Here is a 26,260-nt window from a genome sequence, read left to right as displayed (position 1 = left end):
GCAACACCTGTGCCATAGTGGCGGCCTTCCCAGAATGAGAGATTCCATGCCGCAGACCGATAACAGCCTCGACGCCCTTTTTGACGAAGGAAGCACGAAGAACCCGCTCGACGTGCTGAAGCGCGTCTATGGCTATTCCGCTTTCCGCGGCAAACAGGGTGCGGTTGTTCAGCATGTGGTCTCGGGCGGTGATGCCGTTGTTCTCTTCCCGACCGGTGCCGGCAAGTCGCTTTGCTTCCAGATCCCGGCGCTCTGCCGCGACGGCCTCGGCATCGTCGTTTCGCCGCTGATCGCCCTGATGCGCGACCAGGTGGAGGCCCTGAAACAGCTCGGCGTGCGGGCTGCCGCGCTCAACTCCTCCCTGTCGCGCGAGGATTTTATCGATGTGCGCCGGGCGATCGCCATAGGCGAACTCGATCTTCTTTATGTCACGCCCGAACGCATCGTTACCCCGGCCTTCAAGGATGTGATCGGCAACGCAAAGATCTCGCTGTTCGCGATCGACGAAGCCCACTGCGTCTCGCAATGGGGCCATGATTTCCGGCCCGAATATCGCCAGCTCGGAGAGCTCGCGGCGCTTTATCCCGGCGTGCCGCGCATGGCGCTGACGGCGACCGCCGATCCGCATACCCGCGACGACATCATCGAGCGGCTGGCGTTGAACAATGCCGAGGTTTTTACCACCTCCTTCGACCGCCCCAACATCGCCTATGAAATCGTCGAGCGTGACCAGCCGCGCCAGCAGCTTTTGCGTTTCCTCTCCGGGCACAAGGGATCGAGCGGCATCGTTTATTGCCTGTCGCGCGCCAAGGTCGAGGAAACGGCCGAGTGGCTGAACGATCAGGGTATTCGCGCGCTCGCCTATCATGCCGGCATGGAGCGGCACGAGCGTGACGCCAACCAGGATGCCTTCCTTAAGGAGGAAGAACTCTGCCTTGTCGCCACCGTCGCCTTCGGCATGGGCATCGACAAGCCGAATGTCCGATATGTCGCCCATCTCGATCTCCCGGGCTCGGTCGAGGCTTATTATCAGGAAACCGGCCGCGCCGGGCGCGACGGCCTGCCATCTGAAGTCTGGATGGCCTATGGCATGGCCGATGTCATCCAGCGGGGCCGGATGATCGATGGCGGCAATTCGGGCGATGACATCAAGCGCGTCGAGCGCGCCAAGCTGAATGCGCTGCTCGGTATCTGCGAAACGGCCGGCTGCCGGCGTCAGGCGATTTTGGCGCATTTCGGCGAAAGCCATGCGGGCGGCTGCAACAATTGCGATACATGCCTGAAGCCGGTCGATACCTGGGACGGAACCGAAGCGGCGATCAAGGCGCTCGCCGCCATCTATCGCACCGGCGAACGGTTTGGCACGGGTCACCTGATCGACGTTCTGCTCGGCAACGAGAATGAAAAGACCATCCGTTTCGGTCATACGAGCATGCCGGTCTTCGGCGTCGGCAAGGATATTGCGCAAAAAACCTGGCAATCGGTCTATCGCCAGCTTCTGGCGGCAGGCCTCGTCAGTGTCGACCATGAAGCGTTCGGCGCCCTGAAACTGCAGGAGGGCGCTCGCGCCGTTTTCAAGCACGAACGGGAAATACGCTTCCGCCGGGACCGCCCGACAAAGGGCAAGGCATCGCGCACCGCCTCTTCCTCATCAGGCAACGCAAGATCGAGCCTCGAAGGGGATGATGCGATCCTGTTCGAAGCTCTGCGGCGCTTGCGCACTTCTATCGCCAAGGAACTTGCCGTTCCGCCCTATGTCGTTTTCGCCGATACGGTGCTGATCGCCTTTGCAAAACAGAGGCCGACGGATCACGACGCCCTGCTCGGCATTTCCGGCGTCGGTCAGTCGAAGCTGGAACGATATGGCGACGCCTTCATCGAGATTATCCGCGAACATGACGGCTGAGGATCGCCTTCGCCGACAAAAGTGCCTTCAATAAATTCGGAAAGTTTTCAGATGAGCGAGCTCCACCCCATCCGCATGTACAATGGCGATCTGCCGAAAGCCGATACGGCCGTCATCGTGATCGACATGCAGCGGGCCTTTTTCAACAATAATGACTCGCTCGGCCGGGCGGGGATCGACGTTTCGCCACTGCGTGCCGCGATACCCGGCACGGTGAAGCTGGTCGATCTGGCGCGGGCGCAGGGCGTGCCGGTCATCTTCACGCGTTACGTCTATTCGCCGGGCATGGTCGATCTCGGGCGCAAATACGGGGCGAACCCGGAAGAGCGCAAGGCCCGCAATTCGCTGGGTTACGGCACCGAAGAGGTCGAGCTGATCGCCGAGCTGAATGTGCGGCCGGACGAGGTCATCATCGACAAATCCCGCCCTAGCGCGTTTTACGGCACCCGCCTCGAACCGGTCCTGACCGGCATGGGCATCCGCAACCTGATCGTCTGCGGCGTCACGACGAATATCTGCGTCGAGTCGACAGTGCGTGATGCGGGGCAGCGGGATTACGGGACGTTCGTGGTCAAAGATGCGGTCGCCGAGTTTTTGGCCGAGCGCAATCATTATTCGCTGTTTGGCATGGCGTGGTCGTTTGCCAATGTGGTCGAGCTCGCCGATGTGGAGCGGTCGTGGGTTGGGCTGAAGGTGGCTGTCTGAATGCTCCCAGAACGCACAAAAGTCTCCTCGACCTCATTCCTGTGCTTGTGACAGGAATCCAGCAGCCGCGCGTCTGCGCGGCTAAAAGAGTCCTTCCAGCCCAAGGACTTGGGCTGGCTAGATTCCTGTGACAAGCACAGGAATGAGGTAAGGAGCGGCTTCAGCCCCTTACCTCGAAGCTCAAACCAGCCCATCCTGCGCGCTGCTGCTCACCATCGTCGCAACCGACGGATCATCCAGCGAATAGGCGTGAATATAATCGATCTGCATCTTCGAACCGTTCGGCAGCCCATTCGGCGGTGTCCCGGCCACGCCGCCGACGGCAAGATCGACCAGCATGTACATCGGCTTGTGCATGTCGTCCGGCGTATCGGCATGGGCGATCGCGACATCGTCAAAGTACCAGACGATCTCGTCCTCGCCCCACAGCACCCCGTAAGTATGGAACCCGTCCGTGCTCGGCACCTGAACGGCCGAAGTCTGCGTTGTCTGCTGGCCTGTCGCATTGGAATGGGCCGAGACATGCACCGTGTTCGGCTGCTGTCCGCGCATTTCGACCACATCCAGTTCCGGCGGCCAGGAACCGTCTTCCGGAAGCAGCCAGAAGGCCGGCCAGACGCCCGTATCGGTCGGCATGTCGGCGCGGATTTCGAAATAACCGTAGGTCTGGGAGAATGTGGAGGCGGTGGTCAGCAGCCCTGACGTATAATCGTAACCGCCAACCGTATCCTTCAGTGCATCCGGCGTATCTTTGGCGGTGATCGTCAGCACGCCGTTCGACACGGAGAAGGGATTGGCGGATGCGGTCGGGCCATAGGCCGGGTTGACGTACCATTGCAGCTCGCCATTGGTCGGAAGCGAGCTCCCTTCCGTGGGCGCCCAGGGGAATTTCGCATCCCATGTCCCGCTCGTGCCGTTGAACAGCGAGAGGTTGTTGAACTCGTCGCCAAAGGTCTGGGTCAGGTGCGAACGGTCGAGCGGCAGCTGGAACTGGCTTTCGCTCAGCTGGTCGGCGCTGGTATTGGCGAGAAGCAGACTTTCGCCGTCCCCCAGATCCAGCCGCAGATTGGCGCCCTCCTGGGTGAAATGGCTGCTGAGCTGTTCGAAGGAGGTAAAGCCGTATTTGTTGAGGCGGATCGTGTCGTCGGCACCGAAATCGGTAATGAGATCGCTGCCATTGCCCTTGGTGACGATAAAGATATCGGCGCCACCGCCGCCGGTCAGCACGTCATTGCCGGCGCCGCCATCGATCGTCTGGGTACCGGCAGCGCCTGAGATGATATTGTCGAGGCTGTTGCCGAAGGCGTAACGGCCGGCCCCGGTGACGGTCAGGTTTTCGATATTGTCGGGGAGCGTATAGCTCATCCAGGTATTGATCGTATCGATGCCGCCATCGGCGGATTCGACGGCGCGGTTGATGCTCGAATAGAGGTAATAAACGTCGTCGCCTGTGCCGCCGCTCATGGTCACATTGACGGCACTGTTGCCATACATGGCGTCGTTACCGGCAGAACCGGCAAGGGTCGGGCCGGAACCCGTGGCGGAAAACCAGGCTGTAGGATCGCCGCTGTAATAGAGCGTGTCGCCGACTGCATTCAAAACGGTCTTGGTCATCGAAAGCCCCTTTTTGTCGTGGCTGAAAGTCCTCCCGGATGCGTCTCCTCCAAACCGTCCTTGGCCAAGGTCGATGCCCGTATTTTACGGGTTGCGGATATCCGGTTCTATTGCGAGATCTGACAACGGCTCGAAACTGAGCCGTCGCCGGGACGCTAAGCGCCTGACTTGCAAGGCTTGTTCTGGACGCAGAAAAATGGTCCCCGGCCGTCTGGTACCGCAATATCAGCAGCCGGGAATTGAACTGAAAACAAAGGAGCGTCGTCGGGGTTGCTGTCGCCGGTCGTATTCTGGCTGATCAGCCGGCGGCGAAAATCCGGTCGCGATTGAGAATGGCGGCAGGGTCAAAAGTCTGTTTCAGGCTCTTCATCAGAGCGAGTTCCGCAGGCGTGCGGCTGCGTGACAGGTATGGCCGCTTCAGCATGCCGATGCCGTGTTCGGCCGATATGCTGCCCTTGAACATTCCGACGGCGTCATAAACGATCGCTTTGGAGCCGGCGGCATCGTTTGCGGATGCGTCCGGATAGACGGCAAGGTGGAGATTGCTGTCTGCCATATGGCCATAAGCGATAAACGTGCTGCCCGGCATTTCAGATGCTGTTGCCGCCCGCATATGCGCAATCGCCGCGTCCATGACATTCATCGGCAGGCTGATGTCGAAATGTTCGCCGGCGGGCATGATGTGGTGGAATTCGTAATTGGCTTCCCGATAGGCCCAGAAACGCTGGCGGTCCTGCAGCGACTGGGCAAGCACCGCGTCCTGAACACGGCCTTCTTCCATCAGCGTCGAAAGCGCTTCCGCCAGCAGATCCTGCCCCTCCTGTCCGTCGCCGAGGGCAGCTTCGATCAGCAGCGTGATTTCGGGCCGTTCGGCAAAGGGTTCCGCCAATGTGCCGAGCTTTGCGGTCACATCCATATATTCCCGCCACATGCCCTCGAAGGTGACGAGCCGGCCGGGAAAAATCTGTTCCAGCCGTCCGAGAACGGCGGCGGCATCCGCCACGCCGGAAACGGCGCAAAGTGCGGTCTGGAATGCGGGCGGGGCTGGGGAGAGCGACAGCGACACACGGGTGATGACGCCGAGCGTGCCTTCGCTGCCGATCATCAGCTGCGGCCAGTCATAACCCGTATTGTTCTTCAGCATCTTGTTGAGGCCGGTCAGCACCGTACCATCCGACAGTACGGCTTCGAGGCCCAGCACATTGCGGCGCGTCACGCCGTAGCGCACGGCCTGGACACCGCCGGCATTGGTGGCGACATTGCCGCCGATCGTGCAGCTGCCGCGGGCGCCGAGATCGACGCCGTAATGCAGGCCGACTTTCTGCGCTTCCTCGTGAATGACGTGCAAAGGCGTTCCGGCAAAGGCGATCATCGTGCGGCTCTCGATGTCGATCTCCTCGATGCCATTCAGGCGCTGTAGCGACAGCGCGATCTCGCCTTCCTGCGGCTGCGCACCGGCGGCAAGGCCGGTCAATCCGCCCTGGATCACAACCGGCTGGCCGGCCTTGAAACACAAGGCAAGAACGGCGGAAACCTCGGCCGTCGAGCCGGGCAGCAGAAGCGCTTTCGGGCAGACCGGCGTCATTTCCGTGGCATCGGACCAATGTTTTACGGGAATGTCGCTTCCCTGCTTGACGAAATCGTCGCCGATCGCCGCGCGCAAGGCCGCCATCAAATCCGAAGCCAGATCCATTGTCATATCTGCATTCCTGCCTGATCGCGCCGACTCGGGGATACGCTTGTTGTCGGCCGCTCTTCTTAGCTCTTTTCTAGCGCTTCGGAAGCAGGGTGATCAGTGCGTGCGTCTCTTCCGCGATCCGTTCGCGGCTGTAGAGAAGCGGCACATAGTCGCCTTTCGCCCATAGGCCGGAAAGATCGGCATAATGGCTGGAGCGCGGATCGCCCGACTGGCCGGGGGCATTGATGCAGACGCTGTTGTCCCAATAGCCGACATCCATGACGAGCCGCACCGAGGCGCCGGAATTGACGCCGAAATCACCGACACGATAGGCCGCATGCATCGGCGTGGAACGGCTGCCGCCCACCGAAAGCGGACCGACATTCCATGCGCCGCGATCCTCCGTCCTGGTCCGGTCCGTCGCGTGTTCGAAGAGCGCGCGATGCAGATCGCCCCAGCGCCACGCCTTGGGATCGGCCCCGAGCCGACGCTCGCAATCGGCAAAGCCTGCCGAAAGGGTCGAGAGCAGCAGGGCGTCACGCTCCGATGCTGGCCAATGGGCGCCGGGTTCGGCCAGAAGCGAAAGCATGCGATCGACATCGCCGGGCAGCAGCAATTGCCGCACGACCGGGTCGGGTGCAAAACGTGCCAGAAGACCGGGGCGCAGGTGTTTCATCCACCAGACTTCGAAGAGCAGCGCTGGCGCACTTGTGGCTTCCAGTCGGTGATCCCAACCATCGAGAAGCGCAGAAGCATGCAATTGCACTGCATCCAGCGCATGCTTTTTGGCGACCTCTCCTAGAAGCCCGCAAATGATGGCGGCCGGACGGGAATAGACATCCGTCTGCAGGTCCATCGAGGCCTTCAGCGTGTGCCGCGGATCATTGGCCAGAACGGTTTTGATCCGCTCGGCGCGGCTGACCTCGGCCCATTCATGGCCGATCGACGGCGCGGCTGGATCACGGTCTTTCGGCAGGTTCATCTCGTTGGCGGAGGCGACGAAACCTTCCGCCGGATTGTATTTGCGCGGCAGTTGGTCGGGAGGCAAAAAGCCGTCCCATTCGTAACTGCCGTCGCCGGGTACAGGCAGCAGGCCCTGCCAGTTATGCCGCACCGGCGTGAAGCCGGCTGTGAACCAGCCGATATCGCCCGTTACGTCGGCGCTGACATGGTTGACCGAAGGCGTACCCCAGGACCCGAGCGTTTCGGCGAACTCTTTTACCGAGCCGCTGCGCATATAGGACAGGCTGCCGAGATAGGCGGCCGAGCCGGGTGAAAGCCAGACCGAACGCATGGCGATGGCGATCCGCTTTTGCGGATTTTCGTGGAGGATCGGCCCGTGGCGGGTGAAGGACAAGGTCAGCGTCTGGTCGGGATGACCCTTGACGCCAAAACTCTCTTCGATCCGCCCAATCTTCTCGTAACCTTCGCCATAACGATAGGAGTCGGGATCGCCGTCCTTCGTCTCGTAGATATAGACATCCTCCTGATCGGCACCGAAAATTGTCAGGCCGAAGGCGTTGCGGTCGTTGTGGCCGAGCGAGATGCCGGGTGCGGTCGGCTCGCCGGTGCCGATCGCGTTGAAGCCCGGGGCTTCGAGATGGACGAGGTAACGCAGCGACGGCACGGCATGGGCGCGGTGCGGGTCGCTGGCGAGGATTGGGCGGCCCGTCTCCGTGCGTGAGCCATGGACGGCCCAGTTGTTGGAACCCTGTTCGGCGACGGCCTGGACGATGTCGCCGAGATCGGTGAGCTCGGTCCATTTCCAGATGTCGTCGATCCCGGCAGCCAGCCGCGCTTTGTCGAAAGTGACAGCGGCGGTCGCGAGCTTGAACAGGCGTGTCGCGGCCATCGGGATATCGGCAAGCACAATGCCCTCGGCGGGTTCCGGTATCACCGGCGGATCGAGTTCGAAGCGCAGGAGATCGGTTTCGGCATCCGTGCGGGCCATGATATTGGCGCGCAAAATTTCCGACAGGCCGTTGCGGGTCAGCGCATGGCTGCGGATGCGGACGACATCCGATGGCTGCCAGCGAGCCGGTTTTGTGCCGAAGACCGCAAATTCCGGCGGCAGGCGTGCGGGCTCCGCCTCGCAAAGCGCGATATAGGCGTTGATGCCGGTCGCGAAGGCGGTGCAGATCGCCTCTGTGTCCGGCGCGTAAGACACCCATTCGGCCGCCATGTCGCCGCGATAGAGGAAATGCCGGGCGGCATGGTCCTGCGCGAGATAACCGGGGCCGAAATCGGCGGCGAGCAGGCCGAGGCCGCGCTTGCGCCACAGATCGAGCTGCCAGAGCCGGTCGCGGGCGGCGTTAAACCCCTGCAGGAAGAACAGGTCCTTTTCGTTCTCCGCCCGGATATGCGGAATGCCCCAGCGATCGACCCGGATTTCCGCCGCGGCATCGAGACCCGCAAGTTCGATCGTTTCGTTGACGGGGGTATCGCTCATGGCAGTCTCTTTTCGTTGCGGCGTCTTGGTCGTTCAGGCGTGATGGCAGGCCACACGGGCGCCGTCGTCCCGCACAGTCAGTTCCGGGCGCTCGCGGCCGCAGATTTCCGTCGCCAGCGGACAGCGCGTGTGGAAAGCGCAGCCGGAGGGAATGTTGGCCGGGCTCGGAAGCTCACCGCCGAGGATAAGGCGCTCCTTGGAACGCTGCACCTCCGGATCGGCCTCCGGCACGGCCGACATCAGGGCTTTTGTATAGGGATGCTTCGGATTGGCGAAGAACGTGTCGCGATCGGCGATTTCCACGAACCGGCCGAGATACATCACGACGACGCGGTCGCAGATATGCCGGACGACGCCGAGATCGTGAGACACGAACAGGTAAGAGACGCCTGTGCGCTTCTGCAGCGCCACCAGCAGATTGAGGATCTGGGCGCGTACCGAAACGTCGAGCGCCGAAACCGGTTCGTCGCAGATGACGAGATCCGGTTCGAGCGCCAGAGCGCGCGCGATCACCACTCGCTGCCGCTGGCCGCCGGAAAACTGGTGCGGGTAACGATCGGCGTGTTCGGGGCGCAGGCCCACCTGGGCCAAAAGCGCGCCGACGCGTTCCTTCAGCGCCTTGCCCTTGGCGACGCCACGCACGATCAGCGGTTCGCCGATCGTCGCTCCGATCGTCGAACGCGGATCGAGCGACAGAGCCGGATCCTGAAAGATCATCTGCACCTTGCGGCGGATGTCGTTCAGCTTTTTGCGGTCGGCGCCGACTACTTCCTCGCCGCCGATTTTGACGCTGCCGGCAACCGGCTGCTGCAGGCCGACGATCGTGTTGGACAGCGTGGATTTTCCGCAGCCGGATTCCCCGACCAGCGCCACCGTCTCGCCACGCACGATATCCAGCGTGACACCGTTGACGGCTTTCACCACCGCGCCGGACTTGCCGAAGAGGCCGCCATTGCCGCCGAAATGCACGGCGACGTCACGGATTTCGAGAACGTTCTTTTGCTCGCTCATGCCGCCACCGCGCGGATTTCCGCCATGCGGTCGATATGCCAGCAGGCGGAGCGATGCCCGTCGCCGCAATCGAAGAGCGGCGGGGCCTCGCTGCGACACTTGTCGGTCGAGAGAGGACAGCGGTCATGAAAGCGGCAACCGACACCGAATTCGCTCGGTGTCGGCACCATTCCCTCGATCGTCGCCAGGTCCGCCTTTGGCGCATGATCGAGTTTCGGGACGCTTGCAAGCAAAAGCGCCGTATAGGGATGCTTCGGTTCGCGGAAGAGCGCATGGACCGGGGCGATTTCGGCCATCCGGCCGGCATACATGACGGCGACATCGTCGGCGATATCGGCAACCACACCCATGTCATGGGTGATCAGCACGATTGCCGTGCCGCGCTCGGCGACCAGCTTTTTCATCAGGTCGAGGATCTGCGCCTGGATTGTTACGTCGAGCGCGGTCGTCGGTTCGTCGGCGACCAGAACGCGTGGACCACAAATCAGCGCGATCGAGATCATGATGCGCTGGCACATGCCGCCGGAGAGTTCGAACGGATATTGGTGCAGGCGGCGGTTCGGATCGGGAATGCCGACATCGACCAGCATCTGCCGCGCCTTTTCGAACGCCTCCGCCTTCGATCCACCGTGATGGGCGCGAAACGCCTCGGCGATCTGCGTGCCGACCGTCGAGAGCGGATCGAGCGAGGCGCTCGGTTCCTGAAAAATGATGGAAATATCCTTGCCGCGGGCCTTGCGGAACTGGCGTTCCGTCAGGCACGCGAGATCGGTGTTTTCCAGCATGATCCGCCCGCCAGTGCGTTTGGCGGCGGGCGGCAGAAGGCCGAGCATGGCATAGGAGGTGAGCGACTTGCCGCAGCCGGATTCACCCACCAGAGCCATGACCCTGCCGGGTGCGACGGTGAAGGAGACGTCATCGACGACATGGGCGCCAGCGATATCGATGGTCAGGCTGTCGACGGTCAGAAGCGGGCTTGGCGAAACCTCCATCAGGTCCTCCTCAACCGGCCTTGGCAGCGTCGCGCTCTGGGCGCTTGTAAGTTCCGATCGAATTGCCACCATCGACGGCAAGCGTGGCACCGGTGATGAAACCGGCCTTTTCGGAGCAGAGATAGGCGATCGCCGCCGGTGCATCCATCGGCCCACTAGAGCGGCCGAGCGGGATATTCTTCAGCATGTTGGTGACGTAATCGTCGGAAAGTTCGCTGACCTCGCTGCCCGGCGCAAAACCCGGTTCGACGACATTGACGCGGATGCCATATTCCGCAAGCTCCATGGCAAACCCCTTGGACAGCCGGTCGATCGCGGTTTTCGAGGTGCAATAGGGCACGCCGTTTTGCGTCATCTTGCGCGAGGCGCCCGACGAAATGTTGACGATCGAACCGGCCTTGCCTTCCGCGATCATCAGCTTGGCCATTTCGCGGGAAAGCAGGAAGGGCGCGCGCAGGTTGACGCCGAAGACGCGGTCCCAGTCGGCAATATCCATGTCGAGCAGGCTGAAACGGGTATAGATGCCGGCATTGTTGACGAGAATATCCGGCGCCTTCCACTCGCGCTTCACGAGATCGACGAGGTCCAGCATCGAGGCGTCGCTGGTCAGCTCTGTCGCGTGCAGCAGGACCTTGGAGCGGTCGAGGCCGAGTTCGCTCACCGCTCTTTCAAGCCCGTCCATGCGGACGTCGCTGAGACACAGGCGGGCGCCTTCCTTTGCGAAATAGGCGGCGATCCAGCGGCCGAAAATGCCGGCGGCTCCGGTAATGACGATGGTCTTGTTCTCAAATTCCATGGTGAAAGCCTCGAAAATGCGGAAAAATCAGCGGCTGCGGGAACGCGGATCGAGCTGGTCGCGCAACCAGTCGCCCAGAACGTTGACGGAAAAGACGAGAAGGAAAAGGCAGGCGCCGGGAAAGGCGACGATCCACCAGGCGCGCTCGATATATTCGCGCCCGACGCTCATGATCGCGCCCCAGCTTGCGGCCGGCGGCTGGATGCCGAGGCCGAGGAAGGAGAGGCCTGCCTCCATGAGGATCATCAACCCGAATTCGGCCGTTGCCACGATCAGGATCGGGCCGGCGATATTCGGCAGGATATGGCGGAAGAGGATGCGCGCAGCTCCCGCACCGGCCAGTTCCGACGCCTTGATGAAGGGCAGGTTGGCGACCTGCAGGGTCTGGGCATAAGCGACACGCGTATACCGCGGCCAGCGGGTGAGGCCGAGAACCAGCACGAGTTTCAGAAAGCCCGGTCCGAGCACGGCGACTGTCAGCACGGCAAGCAGAATGGCCGGGATCGACATCATGATATCGACCAGCCGCATGATGACGATCTCGACGGAGCCGCGGAACCAGCCGGCGACCATGCCGAGTGTGACGCCGACCAGGGTCGAGACGACGACCGAGAGGCTTGCGACGCCCAGCGAGACGCCGGCGCCGTAAAGCGTGCGTGACAGGAGATCGCGGCCGAGATCGTCGGTGCCGAACCAGTAGGTGATGCCGCCGCGCTCGAAACCCGGTGGCTTCAGGCGTCCGAGCAGGTTCTGTTTCGACGGATCGACCGGCGCCACATAGGGTGCCAGGATGGCGAGGACGACGATGATCGTCAGGATCAGACAGACGATCATGACAGAGATCGGCACGCGACGCAGGCGAGTGGTCAGGAGAGCTGTGTTCATGAAAATCTCTCCTATCGGGCCAGACGGATGCGCGGATCGACCAGCGCGTAAACGAAGTCGGCGGCGACCGATGTCAGCACGTAGACGAAGGAAATCAGCAGCACGATCACCTGCACGACGAGAAAATCGCGCGACTGGATCGACTGGATGGCGAGCTGGCCGATGCCCGGCCATGCGAAGACGGTCTCGACGATGACAGCGCCGGCAAGCAGGTTACCGATCTCGAGCGCCGCAATGGTGATGACCGGGATTGCCGCATTGCGCAGGACGTGACGGGTGACGACCGAGCCCATGGAAAGGCCGCGGGCACGGCCGGCCCGCACATAGTCCTTGCCGAGTTCGTCGATGATCGAGATGCGGGTCATGCGGGCGAAGGTCGACATGGAGAGCGCCCCGAGCGCCACCGAGGGCATGATCAGCGAGGCGAAATCGCCTGAACCCGAGGTCGGCAGCCAGCGCAGGGTGACGGCGAAAACGAAGATCAGCAGGATGCCGGACAGGAAAGTCGGCACGCTCTGGCCGGTGACGACGATGGCCGTCAGCACCCGCTCCAGCCACCCGCCACGCCGGGTCGCCATCATGATCCCGGCCGGAATGCCGATACCGACCGCAACGACGATCGCACCGCCGGCCAGCATCATCGTATAGGGCACGCGCGACATGACGATATCGATCGCGGGAATGCGCTGCACGACGGACTGGCCGAAATCGAAGCGGATAAGTCCGCCGAGGTAATTCAGATATTGCACCCAGAGCGGCTGGTCGAAGCCGAGCTGGTGGCGCAGTTCCGCAATCATCTGGGCAGAGGCATCCGGCGGCACGAGCAGAAGCGTCGGGTCGCCGGAAAAGTGCATGACGACGAACACGATGGTGAGCACGCCGAAAATCGCAATGACAGCCTGAATCAGCCGCTGGACGGCATATCTCAACATCGTATTCGATCCGCCTTTATCTAGTCGCGCTTACTGCTGCCAGCTCATGTCTGTCACGAACATCGCCTCGTTGGCGGTGGGCGTCCAGTTGAGCTTGGTGTTGGCGCCATAGATCGCAAAAGCCTGATAAAGGCCGATGCCGGGCACGTCGTCTTTCAGGATCTGGTAGGCCTGTTCGTACTTGGCCAACCGCTCGTTCTTGTCGAGCGTCACGCGGGCGCCGTCGACGAGAGCGTCATATTGCGGGTTCTTGTATTTTGCCCAGATGCTGCCGCTGCGGAAGAGCGGGAAGATGATCCCGTCCGCATCCTGGCAGGCGCAGGACCAGGCGCCGAAGGCCATGCTGCCAGCATTGGCCGGTTCGCCCTGGCGGCGCTTGAGGAAGGTCGCCTGGTCGCTGGATGCGATTTCGACATTGAGACCGACCTCGTTGATCATCTGCTGGATGGCTTCGATCGTCGCACGGTTATAGGCGGGCGAGGTCAGAAATTCGAGCTTGGCGCCTTCGGCTCCGGCTTCCTTGACGAGGGCCTTCGCCTTTTCCGGATCGTAGGCATAACCTTCGACCTTGTCGGTGTAACCGAAGATCGGCTTGGCGCCGACGATATTGACCGGGTTGCCGTAACCGGCCAGCAGGGCCTCGATCAGCGCGCTGCGGTCGATTGCATAGGCAATCGCCTGACGGACGCGGACATCCTTGGTCGGGCCGGCCTCAGCGTTGATATAGAGGTAACCGACGCGTTCGGTCGGAGCCGACAGAACCTTGATCGCGGTTTCGCTCTTCATGCCGGCTGCCTGATCCGGGGTCACGCCGCCGATCAGGTCGGCCTTGCCGGTCTTCAGGTCAGCGAGACGGGTGGAAGCATCCGGCACGGTGCGGAAGGTCACCTTCGCAAAAGGCGGTTTGACGCGCCAGTAGCTGCCATAGGCTTCCAGTTCGGTCTGAACGCCCTTCTGCCAGTTGGCAAGCTTGTAGGGACCAGAACCGAGCGGCTTGGCGTTGAATTCCTGGTCGCCGACCTTTTCGACATAGGCCTTCGGCACGATCGAAAGCTTGACGAGCTGGGCGAGCAGCGCCGGATAGGCGGACTTGGTCGTCATCGTCACCTTGTTCGGACCGCTGACCTCAGCCTTGGAGATCTGGTCGAACTGGGTGAGCTGCGGGCTCTTCAGCTTCGGGTCGATGATGCGGTTGATAGAGAAGGCGACGTCTTCGGCGGTCAGCTTGCTGCCGTCCTGGAAGGTCACGTCGTCACGGATCTCGAATTCGATCGTCTTGTCGTCCGCATATTTCCACGATTTTGCGATCTGCGGCACGATCTCGCCGGCCGGATTGCGGGTCAGCAGGTTGTCGAAGATATTGCGGTAGATGCTGTAGCTGTTGGTGTCCCACTGCAGGTGGGGATCGAGCGTCGCGGCATCGCCGGAGAGATCGATCGTCAGCGCGTCCTTGGACTGTGCAAAAGCGGCTGACGATGCAAGCGTCAGAAGAACCGCGGCGATGGATGTTAATCTTACAGACATGTCCCTTACCCTCATTGTTGTTTGTGATGATTAAATATCTGAAGAAAATATAGAAAATGGCGCCTGCAGCCTCCCATGGCACAGGCGCCCGGATCGTTTGTCAGGACTTGAAGAGGTCGGCCTCCTCGGCGCAATAGCGGGCAAGCTCCGCATGCGTGGTGAACCAGACATCGCCCTTGGACTGGGCGAGCCTGATGATCTCTTCGAGAATGAAGATGCGCGAGCGGTGGCCGATGTGATGCGGGTGCATCGTCAGCTGGAAAAGCCCGCCCTCTTCATAGGCGGCTTCCAGCTCGCGGGAAAAGATGTCGAAAACCATGGCCGGGCCGCCATAGGGGCGCGTGCCGGTCATCCGGTCCATCGCCACATAAGGCGCGTCGTCGCGAATCCATTCGACCGGGATTTCGACGATACCGGTCGGCTCGCCATCCTCCAGCAGCTCGTAAGGCTCGTCGTCGGCCATCAGCGAGGAATCGTAGAGAAGGCCCATTTCGCGGGCGATTTTTAGCGTATAGGGGCTGAAATCCCAGGATGCGGTGCGCATGCCGACCGGACGCACGCCCGAAAGGCGCTCCAGTTCGTCGGCTGCGCGCAAGGCGAGATCGCGTTCGGTCTCTTCGTCGAGGCGGGAATTGAATTCGTGGATCCAGCTGTGGATCGCCAGTTCATGGCCGGCGGAAATGACGGTCTTCACCTCTTCCGGATTGATCATGGCCGATACGGCCGGCATGAAAAACGAGGCCGGAACGCCGTATTTTTCAAGCAGGCGCAGGATACGCGGCGAGCCGGCGCGGGCGCCGTACTGACCCTGGCTCATCTTGCCGAAGGAAACGCCGCCATTGCGCAGTTCCACCGTCTCATGATCCGAATCAAAGGAGATTGCCACTGCCATGCGCGCGCCGTTTTTCCATTTTGCCGGTCGCAGCGAGCGGCCTGCGCGCACCTTCTGTACCTTCTGCTGCCAGACACTATCCGGCCAGGTCCAGGGTTCGGAGATATCATTTTGCTTATTGGCTGCGTTCATGGAAACATTCGCCCTTTCGGCATGCTGTCTTAGGTTGTGGCAAGTTTCTAGGCAGAAGTGTTATGAGCCGAACCGGTAGTCAGCAATGGGGGTTTCGTTCACATATATGAACTCCGAGATAAAGAGCGCGGGGCGCATTCTCGATCTGCTGGAATATCTCGCCACCCAGCGGGATGCCGTTTCGCTGGCTGATATTGTCCACAGCATGTCCTTCCCGAAAAGCAGTGCCCATGGTCTGGTGCAGACGCTAGTCGCCCGCGGTCATGTGGTTCGCGACGCCGCCGGACGATACGTGCTGGTGGAGGCAAGCCGCCACGGCTTTCCCTTCCGTCGGCATGAGGAGCCCCTCGTGCTGACCGCACGTCCCTTCATGGAAAAGCTGCGCGACGAATCGGGGGAAACCATCATCCTGGCGACGATGAACGCTCATTGCGACATCCGAAGGCTGGCAAAAAGCGTTAGCCGACAGGGCGTGCGTTACGATATCAACCTGGACGCGGCGATCGCGGCCTATTGCACCGCGACCGGCCGGGTCCTGCTTGCCCATGCCTCGAAGGACGCGCTGGACAATTATCTGGAGCGGGTCCAGTTCCTCTCCTACACGCGCTACACGGTGACGGATCCCACCGTCATTCGCGACATGCTGGCGCGGGTGCGCCGGGATGGTTACGCGATCAACGACCAGGAATTCGTCACCGGCTCGACGGGCATCGCCGCGCCGGTCTTCGACGCCAATGGAAGCATCACGGCGGCGCTCAATCTCGGTGCCCCAACGATCCGTTATCTCGAACGACGCGAAGCGATGCTGCTGATGCTGCGCAATACGGCCGACGAAATCAGCCGAGCCCTCGGCTATCGTCGTGTGCCGGTTGCGGAAAAGCGCCCGGCGGTCTGATCAGCAGCAGCTGTCCGTCAGCCTGTCGAGGAAAGAGGCGCAGCGCTCGAGTTCCGAAATCGCGATCGATTCGTTCGGCTGGTGCGCATCCGCGATATCGCCCGGACCGATGATGACCGAGGGCACGCCGGCGATCTGGAATATGCCGGCCTCCGTGCCATAGGAGACATAGTGGACCTCGTTCTTGCCGAGGAGGCGCAACAGTTCGGCATCGAGCGTCGGATCATCATTCGGCTTGAGGCCGGGAATATGGGCCTGCAGCTCGAAAGTGATGCCGCATGCCGGATCGATCGCCTTCATCGCCGGCTCTAGCTTTTCGGCGGCAAAATGCTTCATCCGCTCCAGCACCGCCTGATCGCTTTCGCCGGGAATGATCCGCATCTCCCACTGCACGTCGCAACGCTCGGCAACGATGTTGCCCGCCGTGCCGCCGCGGATGATGTTGACCTGGATGGTCGAATAGGGCGGATCGAGGCCCTCGAAGCGCGGGCCGTTGCGCATGTCCTCGCGGATGCGGTTGATCTCGGCCACCATCTCGCCGCCGACCATGACCGCGTTGACATAACGATCCGGCTGCGAGGAATGGCCGGGTTTTCCGAGAATGCGGCACCAGCCGACCAGCCCGCCCTTATGGGCCGCGACCAGATCCATGCGCGTCGGCTCGCCGATTACGGCAAGGCGTGGTTTCAGATCGCTCTGTCCGATCCATTCCGCCATAGAGCCGACACCTGTGCAGCCAACTTCCTCGTCATAGGAAAAGGCGAGATGCACCGGACGCTTGAGGTTTTTTGCAACGATTCCGGGCACGGCGGCCATGCAGCAGGCGAGAAAGCCCTTCATGTCGGTCGCGCCGCGACCGATGAGCTGGCCGTTCGCTTCCTTCAAAACCCATGGGTCGCTCGTCCAGGCCTGACCTTCGACCGGCACGACGTCAGTATGACCGCTGAAGACGATACCGCCCGGCGCTTCCGGGCCGATGCTGACCAGCACATTCGCCTTGGTGCCATCGGCATTCGGAAAGCGCCGCATCCGCGCGCCGAAAGGGGCCATGCGCGCTTCGACATGGTCGATCAGGTCGAGATTGGAGCTGGCACTGACGGTGGGGAAGGAAACGAGATCGGCAAGTTCACGGGTGATATCGGCAATGGAAGACATAAAAAGCACCGGCAATATCTGGAGAAATATGACGTCGAGGGCCGTCCGCCAGCATGCGACGATATCGCCGCATGTTCAATGCCCTGCCGGACTGCCGAAGAATCAGCCGGCCGCAAACATCGGCCCGCCCTTGTGGGCCGGAAAACCGTAGCCGTTGATCATCACCAGATCGATATCGCTTGCCCTTGCCGCGATCCCTTCCGCAAGCAGACGCTGCCCTTCCGCCGCCATGGCGGCGAGAAGGCGCTCGAGGATTTCGGCCTGCGAGAAGCTGCGCGGGGTGATGCCCTTTTTCGCTCTGGCCGTCTCGATGATCGCGGTCACGTCCGGATCGACCACGCGCTTGCCCTCTGGATAGACATACCAGCCGCGCCCGGCCTTCTGGCCAAAACGTCCTGCCTTGCAGAGCCGGTCGGCGATCTCGACATAGCGGTCCGAAGGATCGCGGGTCGCCGCCTGCCGCTTGCGGCGCGCCCAGGCGATTTCGAGGCCGGCCATGTCGTAGACGGCAAACAGGCCCATCGGGAAACCGTAATCCTCCAGCGCCCTGTCGATTTCTTCCGGCATGGCACCGTCTTCCAGCAGGAATTCCGCTTCACGGCGATAGGCGGAAAAGATGCTGTTGCCGATGAAGCCTTCGGTGACGCCGGTGACGATCGCGAGCTTGCGCAGCTTTTTCGCCACGGCAAGCCCGGTCGCCAGCACGTCCGGTGCAGTCTTTGCGCAACGGACGACTTCAAGCAGCCGCATGACATGGGCCGGCGAGAAGAAATGCAGGCCGAGCACGCGTTCGGGATGTTGCGTTACTGCCGCGATCTCGTCGGGGTTCAGGTAGCTGGTATTGGTGGCGAGGATCGCGTCCGGCCGCAAAACCTTGTCGAGGCGGCGAAACAGGTCCGTCTTGACGGCGAGATCGTCAAACACCGCTTCGATGACGAGGTCGCAGGGGCTCAGATCGGCATCGTTCGCTGTCACCGAAAGCCGGGCTTTCTGGGCATCGAAACTGGCCTGATCAAGCCGGCCCGAGGCAAGGTTTTTCTCCATCAGGCCGATGATGCGTTCCCGGCCCTTTTCCGCTGCATCTGCGGTTTGGTCGAGACCGATCACACGGTAGCCAGCGGAAAGAGCGGCGACGGCGATGCCGCTGCCCATCAGGCCAAGCCCGCAAATGCCGATCGTGGCTACGGCGCGAGGCTCGACGCCTTCAAGACCCGCGACCTTGCCCGCCTCGCGCTCGGCAAAGAACACATGCCGTAGTGCTGCGGCCTCACGACTGTCCCGGAGAGCAAGAAAAGTAGCACGTTCATCCGCCAGTCCTTCGGCCAGCGGGCGGGCGGCGGAGAGGACGAGCCGTACGGCTTCGCCCGGCGCCTTTTGGCCTCGTGCCTTGGCGAGGATTTTTGCCGATGCGCGTTCCGTTTCGGCCGGGTCCAGAGCGGCTACTGAAAGTTCGCCCGTCCGGCGCCGCGGTTTTCCGACCATCGCTTTCGCCACGGCAATCGCAGCCTCGGTGAGATCGCCTTCGACAACGTCATCGACGATACCGAGCGCCCGGGCCTCAGATGCCTTGACGATCCGGCCCGATGCGATCAGCTCCAGCGCAACCGCAATCCCCGTCAGCCGCGGCAGGCGCTGCGTGCCACCGGCGCCGGGCACGATGCCGAGCTTGACTTCCGGTAGGCCGACCTGTGCCACTGCCGATGCGATGCGGATATGGCAGGCGAGCGCCACTTCCAGCCCACCACCGAGCGCGGCCCCGTTCAGGGCCGCGACCACCGGCTTGCCAAAAGCCTCGATCGCCTCGATGACGGCAGGCAAGGTGGGCTCTTCCGCCGGTTTGCCGAATTCCTTGATATCGGCGCCGCCGATAAAGGTTTTGCCAGCACCCGTCAGCACGATCGCCGTGGTTTCAGCAGAGCTTTCCGCGAATTCCAGCATGGCTTTCAGGCCGCGACGAACTTCTGCCGAAGTCGCATTCACGGGCGGACTGTCGAGGGTGACGATTAGCACGCCATCCCGAATGGTGCCGGATACGGTTGCGGAAAACTCTATTGGCGCGCTCATCGAAAAATCATTCCGGAATGACGGCGGTTGCCTGGATCTCGATCCGGGCGCGATCCTCGACCAGCGCCAGAACCTGCATGGCGGCCATGGCCGGAAAATGCTTGCCGATGACCTCGCGATAAACCTGGCCGATGCCCTTGAGATTGCCGGTATATTCGGCCTTGTCGACAAAATACCAGGTCATGCTGGTAATGTGCTGCGGCCCGGCGCCGGCTTCCGCCAGTACGGCGACGATGTTTTGAAGCGTCTGGCGCACCTGCGCGACGAAATCATCGGTCTCGAACTGGCACTGGCTGTTCCAGCCGATCTGCCCGCCGACAAAGACCTGCCTTCCGGTGGCGGCGACGCCATTGGCATAACCGATCGGCTTCGCCCAGCCTTCAGGCTGCAGGATTGTGTGCATCATGTCTCTCCAAATGCTCATTCAGCGCAAGGCGCATATCGTCCGGCCAGGAAACGGCCTTCTTGGTTTCATGTGAGGTGACAACGAGCCGCTGCTGGGCGGTCCAGAGCAGGCGGTCACCGGTCGTCACCGTGTGTTGAAGATCGAGCGAGCTGTTGCCGATGTGAATGACGGCAATCGAAAAATCCATCATGTCGCCATGCAAGGCCGGGCTCTTGAAGGTGAGGTCGAGCGTCACCGTCGGAAAACCGAGTTTTCGGTCGTTGATCAGTTGCGGCCAGGCAAAACCCATCGCCTCGAAAAACTCTTCGTAAACGCCGACCAGAATGTTGAGGTAGGACGGGAAATAGGCGATGCCCGAAGGGTCGCAATCCCCGAAATTCAGCCGGCGTGTGGTGGTAAAAGCCATGGCCGATCTCACACCTTCAACAATTCGCGGGCGATGATCAGCTTTTGCACCTCGGTCGCCCCTTCATAGATGCGCAACGCGCGGATCTCGCGATACAGGCTTTCGGTAATCTCGCCTTTTTGGACCCCTCGGCCGCCAAACATCTGCACTGCGCGGTCGATCACTTTCTGCGCATTTTCCGTCGCCACCATCTTCGCCATCGCCGCTTCCTTGGTGGTCGAAAGGTTCTGGACGTCACGGCGCCATGCGGCGCGATAGGTCAGAAGGCTCGCGGCATCGATCTCGGCTGCCATTTCGCCCAGCGCTGCCTGCGTCATCTGCAGGTCGGACAAATGGTTGCCGAACATTGTTCGCGTTTTCGCATGAGCCGTCGCCTCATCCAGCGCGCGCTTTGCAAATCCGAGCGCCGCTGCCGCGACCGAAGCACGAAAAATATCGAGCGTCCGCATGGCGATCTTGAACCCTTCGCCGGGCGTGCCGAGCAGGCGCGAGGCCGGAATTCGGCAATTGTCGAACCGGATCGTCGCCAGCGGATGCGGCGCGATCACATCGATCCGCTCGGCGATCGAAAAACCCGGATCGTCGGCAAACACGACGAAGGCGGAAATGCCCCGCGTGCCGGGCGCCTCGCCGGTGCGGGCAAAAACGGTATAGACATCGGCGATGCCGCCATTGGAAATCCAGGTCTTTTCGCCGTCGAGCACATAATGGTCGCCGTCCTTGCGGGCGGCGCAGGCCATGGCCGCGACATCCGAACCGGCATCCTTTTCCGACAGCGCGAAAGCGGAGATCCACTCGCCGGACTGCGCCTTCGGCAGAACCGTGCGGCGCAGCTCTTCCGACCCCGAAAGGCCGATCGCGCCCGTGCCGAGCCCCTGCATGGCAAAGGCGAAATCGGCAAGCCCGTCATGCCAGGCCAGCGTTTCGCGCGTCAGGCAGGCCGCGCGGCTGTCGATCGGCACGCTGCCTCCGGCGCCGGTCGCCGCATCCAGCAGGCCAGCCTCGCCCAGCGACCGGACGATGGCGCGGCAGGCCTTGTCGGTATCCGCATGGTCGATCTGCGCGAGCGCGCGGGAGGCCGCAAAATCATCCAGCTTTTCGGCCAGCGCCTTGTGGCTGTCGTCGAAGAATGGCCAGTCGAGAAAATCCCGCGGCGGCCCCTGAAGCGTGGTAGGGGTGCCCATCAATCACCCTCGAAGATGGGTTTGCGCTTTTCCGCAAAAGCCTCGAAGGCGCGGCGAAAATCCTTGGCCGCCATGCAGATCGCCTGCGCCTGAGCTTCCGACTCGATCATCTCGTCGAGACCCATCGCCCATTCCTGGTTCAGCATGGTTTTTGTCATCGTATGAGCAAACCACGGGCCATCGGCCAGCGAATGCGCAAGCTTTTTCGCCTCGGTTTCAAGAACGTCGGCCGGATGGATCGCGTTGAAAAAGCCCCAGGCCTCACCCTCGCGGGCATTCATCGAACGGCCTGTGAAGAGCAGTTCGGCGGCACGGCCCTGACCGATGATGCGCGGCAGGATCCCGCAGGCACCCATATCCGCACCGGCAAGCCCAACGCGGGTGAAGAGGAAGGCCGTCTTCGCTTCCGGCGTTGCCAGCCGCATGTCCGACGCCATGGCAAGGATCGCGCCGGCGCCGGCACAGATACCGTCCACCGAGGCGATGATCGGCTGCGGGCATTTCTTCATCGCCTTGACGAGATCGCCGGTCATGCGCGTGAAGGCCAGAAGCTGGGGCATCGGCATTGCCGTCAGCGGCTCGATGATCTCGAACACGTCGCCGCCGGACGAAAAATTGCCGCCCGCACCGGTCAGCACGATGGCGCGGATGTCTGAGGCATAAACAAGATCGCGAAACAGGTCGCGCATCTCGGCATAGCTGTCGAAGGTCAGCGGGTTCTTGCGCTCCGGCCGGTTCAGCCGGATCGTGCCGACGCGGCCGTCCTCACTCACTTCCCAGAGAAAGTGTTTTGGCTGGTAGTCGCGAAAGCTCTGCTTCATGCCATTCATCACGTCGTTCATGCCTGTCTCCTCCCGTTTCTCAGCTCGACTGTCCCGCTGTCAGTCGTTGGCGGAAGGCGGCAGGAAATCCACCTCATGCGCGGCGGAAACTTTTACGATTTCCTCGACGTCGGTCATTTCATGCAGCTCTTCGAAAAGCTCTTTCAGCTGGCGGGCGGGCGAGACCCAGAAGAGCGCCCGGCACGGCTTGTCGGATTTGTTGAAATAGCCATGCGGAATGCCGCGCGGCATGCGAACCAGATCTCCGGCCTTGGCTTTGACCCAGTTTCCGTCGAGTTTCAGGTCAATCTCACCTTCCTGCACGAGAATGAATTCGTCCTGGGTCGGGTGGATATGGACGGGCACGAACTGCCCCGGCAGGCTATTGGTCTCGAAGGCGAACGTGTCGTCCGAGACGGCTTTGGGAAAGTAGACCTGGCCCAGAATGTTCCAGGTCGTGCCCTCATAACCGCTGCCGTTTTCGGTAATGCCCTTTTCCAGTTCCATGTCGCTCTCCTCTTGTCTTGATCCCTGTCCCATGGCGGGCGATCAGCCGGCCAGGACCTCCCCACCGGCAACCGCGATTGCCTGACCATTGATCGATTGCGCGGCCGACGAAGCCAACCACAGAACCGTGTCTGCAACCTCCTCAGGCTTCACCAGCCGCCCCTGCGGATTGTTCTTCGTAAATTCCTTCAACGCCTGTTCTTCCGTCCGGCCGGTCTTTGCGACGATGTTTTCGATCGAGCGGGCGATCAGCGGCGTATCGGTAAAGCCCGGGCAGACCGCGTTGACGGTGATGCCGGTCTTTGCCAGTTCCAGTGCCAATGCGCGGGTGAGGCCGACGACACCGTGCTTCGCTGCAACATAGGCCGAAACATAGGCGTAACCGGTCAGTCCCGCCGTCGAGGCGATGTTGATGATACGGGCGCCCGAACCTGCGGCCTTCAGATCCGGCAGAACCGCCTGCGTCACTTGAAACACGCCGGTCAGATCGACGGCTAGAACATGGTTCCACATCTCCAGCGAGGTCTTTTCGAACGGTGCACTCGGGCCTTCGCCGGCATTGTTGACGAGGATATTGATCGGCCCAAACGCGGTGCGTGCAGCCGTGAGACCGATCTCGATCGCTGCCGTGTTGGTGACATCGAAACCCGAGGCGACGCAGACCTTGTCGTGTCCCCACGTCTTGGCGAGTTCATGCGCAAGCGCCTCCAGCGGCTCCGCCCGGCGGCCAGCCAGCGTCACCCGCGCACCGGCCTCGACGAGAGCGGTGGCGATGGCAGCACCTATGCCCGATCCCGCACCGGTCACGAGCGCATGGCGACCTGCAAGTCTGCCAGTGGCAGCGGTCATGGCTTGCTCCTCACTTTGCTGCCGCGGCACGGGCAAGCCCGGTTTCGTATTGCATCTTGCCGGACTGGTACTGTTTCGGCCAGACAATGCTGGTCAGCCCGATCTTGGCCGCCTCGTGCAGCACCCAGGCCGGATCGGCGAGATGCGGGCGAGCAACGGCGCAAAGATCGGCGCGGCCGGCGGCGATGATCGAGTTGGCCTGATCGGCTTCCGAAATCGCGCCGACGGCAATCGTCGGAATGCCGATCTCGTTGCGGATCTTGTCGGAGAAAGGCGTCTGAAACAGACGGCCATAGACCGGTTTTTCCTCCTTCCAGACCTGACCGGACGAGCAGTCGATCAGATCGGCGCCCGCCTCCTTGAACATTCTTGCGAAGATCGCGGCATCATCCGGCGTATTGCCGCCTTCGAACCAGTCATGGCAGGACAGGCGCACCGAAATCGGCTTGTCCTGCGGCCAGACTTCGCGGATCGCCGAAAATACTTCCAGCGGATACCGCGCCCTGTTCTCGTGGCTGCCGCCATAGTCGTCGTCGCGCCGGTTGGTCAGCGGCGACAGGAAGCTGGACAGCAGATAACCGTGCGCGCAATGCAGCTCCAGCCAGTCGGCCCCGGCGTCTGCCGCATATTTCGCAGCGCGGACATGGTCGGCCTTGACCCGGTCCATATCGGCCCGGTCCATTGCCTTTGGCACCTGGCTGTTTTTCAGATAGGGCAGGGCGGAAGCCGAGATCAGCGGCCACCCACCTTCGGTCAGCGGCTGGTCTATGCCATCCCAGGCAAGCTTCGTCGCCCCTTTGCGGCCGGCATGGCCTAGCTGGATGCCGACCTTGGCGGCGGAATTGTCGTGCACGAAGGTGACGAAACGTTTCCACTGCGCCGCCTGCTCGTCGTTCCACAGGCCGAGGCAGCCGGGCGTGATACGCGCATCCGGCGATACACAGGTCATCTCGGCAAACACGAGACCGGCGCCGCCGAGCGCGCGAGACCCCAGATGCACAAGATGAAAGTCGTCCATCATCCCGTCTTTTGCCGAATACATCGCCATCGGCGACATGACGATGCGGTTCGGCAGATCCGTGCCGCGCAGCGAATAGGGCGTGAACATCGGCGGCAGGACACGGCCGTTGCCACTAATCTCGATACCGTTCTTTTCTGCGAACCAGCGCTCGTATGCTTCCAGCCAGACGGGATCGCGCAGGCGAAGATTTTCGTGGCTGATGCGCTGCGAGCGGGTCAGCATGGAATACATGAACTGCGGCGGCTCCAGCGTGTCGGCATAACGCTGGCCGACCACTTCGAACCATTCCATCGCATTGCGCGCGGCATTCTGGATGCGGGCCACATCGACGCGGCGGATCTCCTCATAGGTCGAAAGGACCGCCGGGATGCTATCCTTGGAGTGACCAAGTTTGTTGAACTGGTTGGTCAGCTCGATCGCATCGTCGATCGCCAGCTTCGTGCCCGAGCCGATGGCGAAATGCGCGGTATGGGCGGCGTCGCCCATCAGCACGACATGCGAATTGCCATTGAAATGGCTCCACTTGTCGCAGATCAGCCGGTTGAAATTCAGCCATGCCGATCCGCGCAGGTGCCGCGCATTGGTCATCAGCTCGGCGCCTTCGAGAACCTCCGAAAACAGGTTTTGGCAGAAATCGATCGATCCCTGCTGGTCGAGAGTGCCGAGGCCGTGTTTTTCATAGGCCTCTTCGGTCGTCTCGACGATGAAGGTCGAGGTGTTTTCGTCGAACTTGTAGATATGCGCCTGGAACCAGCCGTGGTCCGTCTTGCGGAAATCGAAGGTGAAGGCGTCGAACAGCTTTTTCGTGCCGAGCCAGATATAGCGGTTCGGGCGCACGACGAGATCGGGTTCGAAGACCTCCGGGTAACGGTTGCGGATCTTTGAGTTGAAGCCGTCGGAGGCGATGATGAGATCCACATCGGGATAATCCGTATCCCCGTCGGAATCCGTCTCGAACACGAGTTCGACGCCCAGCGCCTCGCAGCGCCGCTGCAAAATGTTCAGAAGCTTTTTGCGGCCGATGCCGACGAAACCGTGGCCGGATGTGCGCTGGCGGGTGCCTTTGAACAAGAGCTCGATATCGTCCCAGTGATTGAAGGCTTCCTCGATTTCGGCAGCGCTTTCCGGATCCCAGGCGCGCATCGAAATCATGGTCGCGTCGGAGAAAACGACACCCCAGCCGAACGTGTCGTAAGGCCGGTTGCGCTCGACCACCGAGATCGAATGTTCGGGATGAAACTTCTTCATCAGGAGCGCGAAATAGAGACCTGCAGGTCCTCCGCCGATACAGACGATGCGCATGCCCAATTCCTCCTGAAATCGTTCCACCTATTATTTTAAGTTTAAACTATATGGCTGTGCATCGGCCCGTCAAGCGGATAATTCGCGCAATCTATGATGTGCCGCAACCGTCATGCGGCATTGCAAAATCAGGC

22 protein-coding genes are annotated in these 26,260 nt (G+C 61.7%); 3 read left to right on the top strand and 19 right to left on the bottom strand.

Annotated features, from left to right (window positions below; translation table 11 throughout):
* The first annotated feature begins 46 nt into the window (after positions 1-46).
* Entirely contained in the window at positions 47-1,906 is a 1,860-nt protein-coding gene (recQ, locus tag FHW37_RS01645; protein ID WP_145631733.1) for a DNA helicase RecQ, read from the top strand.
* A gap of 51 nt (positions 1,907-1,957) precedes the next feature.
* The gene (locus FHW37_RS01640) at positions 1,958-2,611 is read left to right on the top strand and encodes a cysteine hydrolase family protein (protein ID WP_145631731.1); all 654 of its coding nucleotides are present in this window, start codon (positions 1,958-1,960) and stop codon (positions 2,609-2,611) included.
* Positions 2,612-2,791: 180 nt separating this feature from the next.
* Here the strand turns inward: FHW37_RS01640 and FHW37_RS01635 are convergent, their stop codons facing one another.
* The 10 genes from FHW37_RS01635 to FHW37_RS01590 all read right to left on the bottom strand — a co-directional run bounded on the left by FHW37_RS01635 (position 2,792) and on the right by FHW37_RS01590 (position 15,516).
* Entirely contained in the window at positions 2,792-4,225 is a 1,434-nt protein-coding gene (locus FHW37_RS01635) for a family 16 glycosylhydrolase (protein ID WP_145631727.1), read from the bottom strand.
* A gap of 298 nt (positions 4,226-4,523) precedes the next feature.
* The gene (locus FHW37_RS01630) at positions 4,524-5,924 is read right to left on the bottom strand and encodes an FAD-binding oxidoreductase (RefSeq protein WP_145631725.1); all 1,401 of its coding nucleotides are present in this window, start codon (positions 5,922-5,924) and stop codon (positions 4,524-4,526) included.
* 70 nt (positions 5,925-5,994) lie between these two features.
* Complete coding sequence (locus tag FHW37_RS01625) at positions 5,995-8,352, bottom strand: penicillin acylase family protein (protein ID WP_145631723.1); 2,358 nt, start codon at positions 8,350-8,352, stop codon at positions 5,995-5,997.
* A 33-nt stretch (positions 8,353-8,385) separates the two neighbouring features.
* Positions 8,386-9,363 (bottom strand): ABC transporter ATP-binding protein, encoded by a 978-nt coding sequence (locus FHW37_RS01620; protein WP_145631721.1) that lies wholly within the window; start codon positions 9,361-9,363, stop codon positions 8,386-8,388.
* Complete coding sequence (locus FHW37_RS01615; protein ID WP_145631719.1) at positions 9,360-10,355, bottom strand: ABC transporter ATP-binding protein; 996 nt, start codon at positions 10,353-10,355, stop codon at positions 9,360-9,362. Before FHW37_RS01615 ends, FHW37_RS01620 begins: the two co-directional genes overlap by 4 nt.
* 10 nt (positions 10,356-10,365) lie before the next feature.
* Positions 10,366-11,151 carry an SDR family NAD(P)-dependent oxidoreductase gene (locus tag FHW37_RS01610; RefSeq protein ID WP_145631717.1) on the bottom strand — a complete coding sequence of 262 codons (786 nt, stop codon included), beginning with the start codon at positions 11,149-11,151 and terminating at the stop codon, positions 10,366-10,368.
* Between the two features lie 27 nt (positions 11,152-11,178).
* On the bottom strand, positions 11,179-12,036 hold the full coding sequence (locus FHW37_RS01605) for an ABC transporter permease (protein ID WP_145631714.1): 858 nt from the start codon (positions 12,034-12,036) through the stop codon (positions 11,179-11,181).
* A gap of 11 nt (positions 12,037-12,047) precedes the next feature.
* On the bottom strand, positions 12,048-12,968 hold the full coding sequence (locus FHW37_RS01600; RefSeq protein WP_145631711.1) for an ABC transporter permease: 921 nt from the start codon (positions 12,966-12,968) through the stop codon (positions 12,048-12,050).
* Positions 12,969-12,998: 30 nt separating this feature from the next.
* A complete protein-coding gene (locus FHW37_RS01595) occupies positions 12,999-14,492 on the bottom strand; it encodes an ABC transporter substrate-binding protein (protein ID WP_246690631.1) in 1,494 nt (497 codons plus the stop codon).
* A 100-nt stretch (positions 14,493-14,592) separates the two neighbouring features.
* The gene (locus FHW37_RS01590; RefSeq protein WP_145631708.1) at positions 14,593-15,516 is read right to left on the bottom strand and encodes a polysaccharide deacetylase family protein; all 924 of its coding nucleotides are present in this window, start codon (positions 15,514-15,516) and stop codon (positions 14,593-14,595) included.
* Between the two features lie 106 nt (positions 15,517-15,622).
* On the opposite strand from FHW37_RS01590, the gene FHW37_RS01585 reads away from it, so the two are divergent.
* The gene (locus tag FHW37_RS01585) at positions 15,623-16,411 is read left to right on the top strand and encodes an IclR family transcriptional regulator (protein WP_246690630.1); all 789 of its coding nucleotides are present in this window, start codon (positions 15,623-15,625) and stop codon (positions 16,409-16,411) included.
* Here the strand turns inward: FHW37_RS01585 and argE are convergent, their stop codons facing one another.
* The 9 genes from argE to FHW37_RS01540 form a co-directional block, all read right to left on the bottom strand.
* Positions 16,412-17,566 carry an acetylornithine deacetylase gene (gene argE / locus FHW37_RS01580; RefSeq protein ID WP_145631703.1) on the bottom strand — a complete coding sequence of 385 codons (1,155 nt, stop codon included), beginning with the start codon at positions 17,564-17,566 and terminating at the stop codon, positions 16,412-16,414.
* A gap of 102 nt (positions 17,567-17,668) precedes the next feature.
* A complete protein-coding gene (locus FHW37_RS01575; RefSeq protein ID WP_145631701.1) occupies positions 17,669-19,630 on the bottom strand; it encodes a 3-hydroxyacyl-CoA dehydrogenase NAD-binding domain-containing protein in 1,962 nt (653 codons plus the stop codon).
* A gap of 7 nt (positions 19,631-19,637) precedes the next feature.
* Positions 19,638-20,033 (bottom strand): RidA family protein, encoded by a 396-nt coding sequence (locus tag FHW37_RS01570; RefSeq protein WP_145633747.1) that lies wholly within the window; start codon positions 20,031-20,033, stop codon positions 19,638-19,640.
* A complete protein-coding gene (locus FHW37_RS01565) occupies positions 20,011-20,442 on the bottom strand; it encodes an acyl-CoA thioesterase (RefSeq protein ID WP_145631698.1) in 432 nt (143 codons plus the stop codon). The genes FHW37_RS01570 and FHW37_RS01565 overlap by 23 nt, the downstream gene beginning before the upstream one ends.
* 8 nt (positions 20,443-20,450) lie before the next feature.
* On the bottom strand, positions 20,451-21,626 hold the full coding sequence (locus tag FHW37_RS01560) for an acyl-CoA dehydrogenase family protein (protein WP_145631696.1): 1,176 nt from the start codon (positions 21,624-21,626) through the stop codon (positions 20,451-20,453).
* On the bottom strand, positions 21,626-22,468 hold the full coding sequence (locus FHW37_RS01555) for an enoyl-CoA hydratase family protein (RefSeq protein ID WP_145631694.1): 843 nt from the start codon (positions 22,466-22,468) through the stop codon (positions 21,626-21,628). Before FHW37_RS01555 ends, FHW37_RS01560 begins: the two co-directional genes overlap by 1 nt.
* A gap of 39 nt (positions 22,469-22,507) precedes the next feature.
* Positions 22,508-22,954 carry a cupin domain-containing protein gene (locus FHW37_RS01550; protein WP_145631693.1) on the bottom strand — a complete coding sequence of 149 codons (447 nt, stop codon included), beginning with the start codon at positions 22,952-22,954 and terminating at the stop codon, positions 22,508-22,510.
* 42 nt (positions 22,955-22,996) lie between these two features.
* Complete coding sequence (locus FHW37_RS01545; protein WP_145631691.1) at positions 22,997-23,803, bottom strand: SDR family NAD(P)-dependent oxidoreductase; 807 nt, start codon at positions 23,801-23,803, stop codon at positions 22,997-22,999.
* 10 nt (positions 23,804-23,813) lie between these two features.
* On the bottom strand, positions 23,814-26,126 hold the full coding sequence (locus FHW37_RS01540) for a bifunctional salicylyl-CoA 5-hydroxylase/oxidoreductase (RefSeq protein ID WP_145631688.1): 2,313 nt from the start codon (positions 26,124-26,126) through the stop codon (positions 23,814-23,816).
* Positions 26,127-26,260: the final 134 nt, after the last annotated feature.

It is taken from the genome of Neorhizobium alkalisoli (assembly GCF_007829835.1).
Taxonomy (GTDB): domain Bacteria; phylum Pseudomonadota; class Alphaproteobacteria; order Rhizobiales; family Rhizobiaceae; genus Neorhizobium.
This window is presented reverse-complemented; position numbering and strand designations above follow the sequence as displayed.